9 protein-coding genes are annotated in these 7,552 nt (G+C 58.0%); all 9 read right to left on the bottom strand.

Features of this window, described 5'->3' with window-relative positions; genetic code table 11:
• Nucleotides 1–256: 256 nt before the first annotated feature.
• Nucleotides 257–778: a type II secretion system protein GspG gene (locus AACH06_RS29730; RefSeq protein ID WP_341429452.1), complete on the bottom strand. Its 522-nt coding sequence runs from the start codon at nt 776–778 to the stop codon at nt 257–259.
• A 66-nt stretch (nt 779–844) separates the two neighbouring features.
• Nucleotides 845–1,351 (bottom strand): hypothetical protein, encoded by a 507-nt coding sequence (locus AACH06_RS29725; RefSeq protein WP_341429451.1) that lies wholly within the window; start codon nt 1,349–1,351, stop codon nt 845–847.
• A gap of 141 nt (nt 1,352–1,492) precedes the next feature.
• Nucleotides 1,493–1,930 (bottom strand): hypothetical protein, encoded by a 438-nt coding sequence (locus AACH06_RS29720; RefSeq protein ID WP_341429450.1) that lies wholly within the window; start codon nt 1,928–1,930, stop codon nt 1,493–1,495.
• A 172-nt stretch (nt 1,931–2,102) separates the two neighbouring features.
• Nucleotides 2,103–2,414 carry a hypothetical protein gene (locus AACH06_RS29715; RefSeq protein WP_341429449.1) on the bottom strand — a complete coding sequence of 104 codons (312 nt, stop codon included), beginning with the start codon at nt 2,412–2,414 and terminating at the stop codon, nt 2,103–2,105.
• A gap of 616 nt (nt 2,415–3,030) precedes the next feature.
• Nucleotides 3,031–3,435, bottom strand: a complete 405-nt coding sequence (locus AACH06_RS29710; protein WP_341429448.1) for a hypothetical protein — start codon at nt 3,433–3,435, stop codon at nt 3,031–3,033.
• Between the two features lie 220 nt (nt 3,436–3,655).
• A complete protein-coding gene (locus AACH06_RS29705; protein WP_341429447.1) occupies nt 3,656–3,910 on the bottom strand; it encodes a hypothetical protein in 255 nt (84 codons plus the stop codon).
• Between the two features lie 878 nt (nt 3,911–4,788).
• Nucleotides 4,789–5,160: a hypothetical protein gene (locus AACH06_RS29700; RefSeq protein ID WP_341429446.1), complete on the bottom strand. Its 372-nt coding sequence runs from the start codon at nt 5,158–5,160 to the stop codon at nt 4,789–4,791.
• A gap of 786 nt (nt 5,161–5,946) precedes the next feature.
• A complete protein-coding gene (locus AACH06_RS29695; protein WP_341429445.1) occupies nt 5,947–6,306 on the bottom strand; it encodes a hypothetical protein in 360 nt (119 codons plus the stop codon).
• Nucleotides 6,307–6,367: 61 nt separating this feature from the next.
• A complete protein-coding gene (locus AACH06_RS29690) occupies nt 6,368–6,946 on the bottom strand; it encodes a hypothetical protein (RefSeq protein WP_341429444.1) in 579 nt (192 codons plus the stop codon).
• Nucleotides 6,947–7,552 lie beyond the last annotated feature (606 nt).

Raw genomic sequence — 7,552 nt, 5'->3', positions numbered from 1 at the left:
AGACAGGGCAACTTGAAGCCTCGGCATGCTGCCGCGGCTACCCACATGTGCCCGCGCTGACCAGGATACGGCAGGAACCGCCACGGCCCGTGCGCTGTCCGCCAAAGGACGGACAGCCCGCGCCGACGATGAAGCAGGCACCCAGAAGCCGTAGATACGTCGCTGAGACTTCACCAGCCCGCTGCCTTCTGATGCCTAACGTTCGACGTAAGGGGCGGCTTGCGGCTTGCCGCAAGACGTCCCCTTGACGGAGGGGTTAGGTTGCACGATTTGTATGCCTCGACCGGTGCCAAAGACCTTCAGCGAGCAGGCCGACGGAGGCCAAAGCTGAAAGAAGAAGCATCGCCAAGGAGGTAAGCCTGGCGAGCTCTGTAAGCCGCTCACTGAGACAACCTGCTCCATAGACTTTGCAATCGCTCTCCTTTTCCCATTCGACGATGTCGTCTCCTGCTCCCGCCTGGTCTTTGGCGTCGGCCCCCGTAGAGTAAAGCAAGAACTGAGGGTTGGTGGCATCGCGACGATAGCCGTATGCAGCGCTCCACCGGTCTTTAGGTAGACGCTCCAGGAACTCGGGGACCAACTGGTCCAACGTGTCGGGCAGCGATCCGCGCTGCTTCTGATAGATGAGCACGGCTTGGCGAAGGATTCGCAAATCAGCTTGGGTAGCAAAGACATTCATCCCGTAGCCGTCAATGGCCCATGGGTAGATTACTCGCAGCCCGACGAAGGTAGCAAACGAAACGGCAAGGCTACCCAGAGCAACCGGCAAAGCTCGCATGTGAAACCTAACGTTCGACGTAAGGGGCTGGCCGCAGGCCAGTCCCCTTGACGAAGGGGTTAGACCTCAGCGTACCTGAACCATTTGGTTGCGCAGCGAATCCGGCACGTCCTGGAGCAGGACGATCGCGATGCTGCCATCGGTGGCGGTGTTGTTGTGAGCCGCGACGGTGCTGAGTGACGCTGCCACAGCCTCGGGCGACAGCGTGTACATGTGACCATTGAGCGGATCAACGATGAACCAACCGATCAAGCCGCCGAAAACGAAGTTGCCAGCGATGTACCAGCCATTGGCCGATGCGGTGACGGGAATCGTCTGAGGCTGGAAGCCGGCCTTCGCAATCGTGACGGTGAAACTCTTCTTGCCCCAGTACTTGCCAGTGCTCTTCTGCAAGGTTACTGAGGTGGGCGTGGTTCCCTTGAATACCTCAACCCCAGACTCATCAACAATCGTAATGGCGGCATCGCTGGGGGTGCTCGAGATTGGAACTACTTGCGTTGGCTGACCAACGATGGTTGCGCACGCCGAACAGGCAATAGCTAACAGGATGGTGATGGTGGACCGAATCTGCATCTCAACTCTCCCTCCGCTGCACAAAGTAAAGTGAGCATGGTTGCGGACCACGCACGCTCACCAGGTGGAACGCGTATTCTCTCTGAGGTCTAACGTTCGACGTAAGGGGCTGGCCGCAGGCCAGTCCCCTTGACGGAGGGGTTAGGCGACAAGCGTCGAGCAAGGCGATGCCCGGAACGCAATGCCGCCAACTGGGATGCGTAGCTGCGCAACCGCTGCTGAAGGGAACGAAGGCGCCAGAAGACTCGTGGCAGTTGGGTTGCTGCTGATGGTATGGAGAAGTAACCACAAGCCTAAGATGCCGAATAGAAGACCTGGAATGAGATTGCCTACCCAAACGCCCCGCTTGCTGGGAAGCTTGCCATTGATTCGGCCCTCTGCCTCCAAGTACGCCCACGGGACCTCGGAGGTAAGCTGCTTTGCGACGCGATAGCCGCTGAGAAAGAGACCAAATCCTATGGCAAGAACGGCAGAAGAAAGGACTTCACCGGTCAACCAGACGCAGAGGACAAAGCCCATCAGGGCCCCGACAACGAAGATTGGCCAGCGATTTTTCTCGATTAGTTCGATTTCATCCATGGGCAACCGACGCGAAATGCTCAGGCATCTGAAGATCTGCTTCTGTGGGGTGAGTACATTGCTGCCTAACGTTCGACGTAAGGGGCGGATTGCGGCTTGCCGCAAGACGTCCCCTTGACGGAGGGGTTGGGCGTCACCGTTGAGACGGCACTAAATGGGGCGAGGGTACAACTCATGGACCGATCAATGCATAGATTTCGCGCATTTGAGGCGACACGTTGAACTGGGATTCTGGGTCGGCTTCACCGAGGCGAGACCAGTACTCGATGGTTGTTCCGTGCAAGCGCAAAGCCTGCACCAGTAGGGGCTGGAGTTCGGCCCAGGCCGCGCCCGCCTGGGAGGATGGCCCCATGTCATCAACACACTGCACGAGTATTTCCATCAGCGAGAACCGTTCGTCGTCACTCAACTTCGCCGAACGATACGCATCAAGAAATTCCTGGAATCGTTGGCTATCCGCGACCTCCCACTCCCAATCTTGCATGTCATCGGAGTACGGCAAGCCGAACCGAGACGCTAGTGACAGACGAGCAGAAGTTGCTGGGTACCGCGAGGATGCGCTGTTCATGACGCCCAACGTTCGACGTAAGGGGCTGGCCGCAGGCCAGTCCCCTTGACGGAGCGGTTAGGCAAAGGGGCCAGAGCACCGAGATGTCTGGAACGCAATGCCGCAACCGACATGTATTTCAAACCCGGCGGCCCCAGGAGCGAGTGACTGGCAAAGCAGAGTACTTGCATAACAAGTGCGACGACGCTGGGCGGCTGGGACGAAGGATTTCAGCGACCTCGGCAAAGCGCAGGAAGCCTGACCTAGCAGAGATGGCCCACAGAGTACCACCGGTCGTGACCAACAAGAGCGATTCCGGCGACCGTGGTGTACCGCTGCGGCCACCGACTTGTGCCCAAGCTGACTTGAATACGGCTTGAACCGCCACGGCCCGTGCGCTGGCCGCCGAAGGACGGACAGCCCACGCCGACGATGAAGCTGGCACCAAGAAGCCGTTGAAATGTCCCTGGGCTTCACCAGCCTGCTGCTTTCTGATGCCTAACGTTCGACGTAAGGGGCGGCCCGCTTGCGGGACGTCCCCTTGACGGAGGGGTTAGCCCTCAGGCTTGATATGCGTTGGAACGGCATTGTTGACTGCGCGCTCAAGTTGATGCCAGCACTCGTATTGGATGGCGCCAATTGTCTTGGTGGCTCCATCGCCGGCCGTGAACAAGAGCTCGCCCGCCTTTGCCTCTGGCGTGCTCTTGACAAGCGAAATCTCCTTGAATGAGCTGTAGCCCTTGACCCACTTGAGATCGGCCAGGGTTGTGCCTTTGAAGGAAATGCTCTTTGTTTGCGGATCAAACGCTAGGCTCCGGATGCTCCGATCTGGCGCGACCAATCTAAGACTGACCGTTCCTCTTGCTTCAACGGTGCACCTCTCCTGAATGAACTGCGCGCAAACCGAATGCGGAACCAAAGCCAGCGTTATGAGCGAGATGAAGAGACGCGGGTGCATTGCTATTGAGGGCTAACGTGATTTAGACGTCAACGCTGGACTCCACATGTGGATATAGATATCCAGATGTAGGGATGAAGGCGAAAACGTTGTGGTCATAGGTGGATATTTTCCGCGTCGCACCAAGGTGGCGCAAGCTGGCTGTTCCCGGAGGGCCTAACGTTCGACGTAAGGGGCTGGCCGCAGGCCAGTCCCCTTGACGGAGCGGTTAGGGCGCCGGTCAATCATAGACATGTCGCCATGTATGAGTGCTGAAATCATAGTTCTCTGTTTCAAATGGGACGAACGTACTACCGTAAAAGAACGTTGGCTTTCCCGATTCACAGAAGTAGGCGGCGTAACCGAACTCGTCCCTCAGCACTGCCTTGGTGAAGCCAATTGCCTCAAGCTCTCGCGGACATTGACCAAACTCCTTTATGTATGTTTCCAGGGCGCTTGAAATATGCTCCGCCTTCTTCTTGGCCGCGGCGAACATGATTGCGTGTGAGCCTAATACGAATGACACTCCTACGACCCAAACGCTGACCTTTGCCAACTGCTGCCGCCTGGCGTTAGGCTTAGTTGCTATGACCCGGGCGCTATGTATGAGCCAAGGCGTCAAAGGCAGTGCTAAAGCAACTAGCATGAAGCCTGCATGACGTTGACACAAGAATAGCGTGACTGATGTGCAGACAACAAGCGTGGGGACTAGAGACCGAACCGAAGGCGGCATGAGCGCCCTAACGTGATTTAGACGTCAACGCTTGACTCCACATCTGGATATAGATATCCAGATGTAGGGATGAAGGCGAAAACGTTGTGGTCATAGGTGGATATTCTGCGCGACGCACCAAGGTGGCGCAAGCTGGCTGTTCCCGGAGGGCCTAACGTTCGACGTAAGGGGCGGCCCGCTTGCGGGACATCCCCTTGACGGAGGGGTTAGGTCTCGGGAGAAGCAAGCGCACCTCTCAGGCTTTGGAGATCAGTGTGGCTATGGCGGCCAGTGGCTAGCTGGGTTCCAAGGGGCATAAGCGAGTAGCGCGCCAATTGGCCAAGCAACAAGAAAGGCCATTGCTACCCACATTGTGATCGATAGGAGGTGTGCCGACGCCCCATTAGAGGATTCGCGTCGAGCGGATGCCGCCTTGACCAGGCACGCGAAAAACACGGCGGCGGCGATAGCCATGGCTGCCGCAACTGATGCGTGGGAGGCAAAGCGAGAAAGAACCGAATGGATGCCTACAAATAGAGCAACCGTGACAACCACGAGGCCGGCCTTTGCCGCTGTGCGTGGAGGTCGCATGTGAGACCTAACGTTCGACGTAAGGGGCTGGCCGCAGGCCAGTCCCCTTGACGGAGGGGTTAGGCCGGCGGTTAGTAGCGAACATGGCTTCCAAGGTTCCAGATTTGCGACAGCCCAAGAGAACCTACCTGTTTACACCGCGGGCATGCTTGATCAACAACAAGAGGAAGAAACTCGGCTTCCATTTGGAACAAGCCATTTTCGTGCGCCTCTGCTACGAGATCTCGGTATCCCGGGTTGGCTTCGAGCGCCTCACTCAGCGGTAGAGCTTCTGGAACTTCAATGACTTTGCTGCGCAGCACATGGCTCGGATCACGGGAGCGCTCAATGTGCACAAGCGCTCGTTTGCCATCGGCGCAGCCGGAATGCGCGATGTTTCGGTACCAACCGCAGCCAGTGCAGACAACGCGCACGGTATGGAAGTCGAGGCCGGGATGAATCATTTCAGGGGCCTAACGTGATTTAGACGTCAACGCCGGACTCCACATGTGGATATAGATATCCAGATGTAGGGATGAAGTCGAGAACGCTGTGTTCATAGGTGGATATTCTGCGCGACGCGCCAAAGTGGTGCAAGCGGGCTGTTTCCGGAGGGCCTAACGTTCGACGTAAGGGGCCTGCCGCAGGCAGGTCCCTTTGACGGAGGGGTTAGGCCTCAGGGTGTGGCGACCAGAAAGGCCAAGTAACCCACCCGCCGGGCCGGCAATGACCCCATAGGGCAACCACTGCTGCAATAGTTGATGGCAGAAGACTGCGGGCATTTTGTTGTGGGCGGAACGCCGGTTCTGGCCGACCGGAAGCTAAGGCACTGGTTTTTGCGCGCCGACAGGCGGTTCAGGTTCGATCGGGGCCAACTCTGACCATAGCGGGTGCAGCCCCAGTGAACGAAGGTAGATGCCAAGATCTACATGGCCTGAAGACGCAATTCTCTCAGCTTCGAACCAGGTTGCCTCGCATTCGTCGCAGACGAATACATGCCTGCGGTTAGCTCGGACTAGCATGTGTTGCACCGCGCCTTGATCGCATCTTGGACAGGGCAGCAAGAACACTCCCGTGGCATTCATTGAGGCCCAACGTTCGACGTAAGGGGAGGACTGCGGCTTGCCGCAGGACGTCTCATGCTCTGTGTGGCCTAACGTTCGACGTAAGGGGTGGACCGCTTGCGGGACGTCCCCTTGACGGAGGGGTTAGGGCGCGTTGTGGACCAGAGCATAAATTGCCAGTGGCCTTTACCTCCGGCGACGGCGGCCAAGGAAGACTTGGAGCAGAGCTGTTATAGGAACTGCAAGCAACGCGGCAACGACAACAAAGAGAACGCCCGGGATGTCGCCCCCCTCATGCATCAGTTCAACTGCGCGACCGACTTCATCACTTGATCCGAGGATTGCAACCGCGACGAGGAAGGCACCGAGCAGGCCGAGCAACAAGCAAAGGCCAACCCCAAACCATTCATATACCTCGACTGGCTTCCAGGAAATGACGGCGAAGGCGCCGAAGGCAGCAAAGCAAGACCCCCAAAGGAACATGCAGACGCGAAGGAAGTAGACGTCTGAGACAACTGCGCGAAGGTATGCGGCGATCCTCTTCATAGCGCCCTAACGTTCGACGTAAGGGGCGACCCGCTTGCGGGACGTCCCCTTGACGGAGGGGTTAGGCCGGCCCATCTTTGTGCTTGAGAAAGGGTTGCTTCCAGACATTGAATGCCTCCTGCAGCGCGGCTTGCGCGGCGGCGACCAAAGGTGCCGGATCTTCGATTGCTTCGAGATTGAGCTGGGCCTTCAGCCACTGCTTGTAGTCATCAAGGAATTCGCTCTCCTGGTACCACTCTGGGTCTTTGAAGAAGGCGACCCCATGGTAATCAATCATTGGCTCTTCGTCGAAGGTGCTCAAGCTGAGCAGCTCGGAGACATTTTGAGCCACGACCCATTCACCGCCTTCGTCGCCAAACGCGACCACCGGCCATTGATCTACAACGGCTGACGAGCCGTTGTTCCACAAGGCATAGAACGATCCCGAGGCATTTGCCATTGCAAACGGCAACAACCTGGAAAGGAACTCAGGATCAGCTGACCAGCCATGGATGAGACCGGACCGTTCACCGACGGAGAGCGTGAGTGCCTGGGAATACCGTCCATAGCCCACTACGTTCTGATATTCAAGCAGACGTAGCAGGAAGGGCGGCACCTGGTGACCAGCGAACTGCGCTACAAACGCGTTGGTATCGATCATGAGACTGCAGGCCTAACGTTCGACGTAAGGGGCGGCCCGCTTGCGGGACGTCCCCTTGACGGAGGGGTTAGGCAAAGCGAGTGGGGCGCCGAGACGCCCGGAACGCAATGCCGCAACCGGCATGTGTTTAAAGACCGGCGGCCAGACGATGCAGTGACTGGAAGAGCAGAGTACTTGCATAACAAGTGCTACGACGCTGTGCGGCGGGGACGAAGGATTTCAGCGACCTTGGCTAAGCTCGGGAAGCTTGCCCGGCAGAGATGGTCCCCAGAGTACCACCGGCCGCGACAAACGAGAGCAGTTCCGGCGACCGTGGTGTGCTGCTGAGGCCACCTACATGTGCCCAGGCTGACTTGAATACGGCTGGAGCGGCCATAGACCGCGCGCTGGCCGCCGGAGGACGGACACCCATGCCGACGAAGGAATCGGCACCAGGCAAGCATGAATGGGCTGCTTCGGACTCACCAGTAGGCCCCTGCCTTCTGAAGCCTAACGTTCGACGTAAGGGGCGGCCCGCTTGCGGGACGTCCCCTTGACGGAGGGGTTAGGCAAAGCGGCCAGAGCACCGAGATGCCTGGAGCGCAATGCCACAATCGAAATGTATTT

The organism is Ideonella lacteola, assembly GCF_038066555.1.
Classification (GTDB): Bacteria; Pseudomonadota; Gammaproteobacteria; order Burkholderiales; family Burkholderiaceae_C; genus Ideonella; species Ideonella lacteola.
This window is presented reverse-complemented; position numbering and strand designations above follow the sequence as displayed.

Bases quoted from the DNA above. Each gene is read 5' to 3' on its own strand.
- AACH06_RS29715 (WP_341429449.1), bottom strand. From the start codon at position 2,414: ATGCAAGATTGGGAGTGGGAGGTCGCGGATAGCCAACGATTCCAGGAA.
- AACH06_RS29710 (WP_341429448.1), bottom strand. From the start codon at position 3,435: ATGCACCCGCGTCTCTTCATCTCGCTCATAACGCTGGCTTTGGTTCCG.
- AACH06_RS29720 (WP_341429450.1), bottom strand. From the start codon at position 1,930: ATGGATGAAATCGAACTAATCGAGAAAAATCGCTGGCCAATCTTCGTT.
- AACH06_RS29700 (WP_341429446.1), bottom strand. From the start codon at position 5,160: ATGATTCATCCCGGCCTCGACTTCCATACCGTGCGCGTTGTCTGCACT.
- AACH06_RS29730 (WP_341429452.1), bottom strand. From the start codon at position 778: ATGCGAGCTTTGCCGGTTGCTCTGGGTAGCCTTGCCGTTTCGTTTGCT.
- AACH06_RS29695 (WP_341429445.1), bottom strand. From the start codon at position 6,306: ATGAAGAGGATCGCCGCATACCTTCGCGCAGTTGTCTCAGACGTCTAC.
- AACH06_RS29725 (WP_341429451.1), bottom strand. From the start codon at position 1,351: ATGCAGATTCGGTCCACCATCACCATCCTGTTAGCTATTGCCTGTTCG.
- AACH06_RS29690 (WP_341429444.1), bottom strand. From the start codon at position 6,946: ATGATCGATACCAACGCGTTTGTAGCGCAGTTCGCTGGTCACCAGGTG.
- AACH06_RS29705 (WP_341429447.1), bottom strand. From the start codon at position 3,910: ATGTTCGCCGCGGCCAAGAAGAAGGCGGAGCATATTTCAAGCGCCCTG.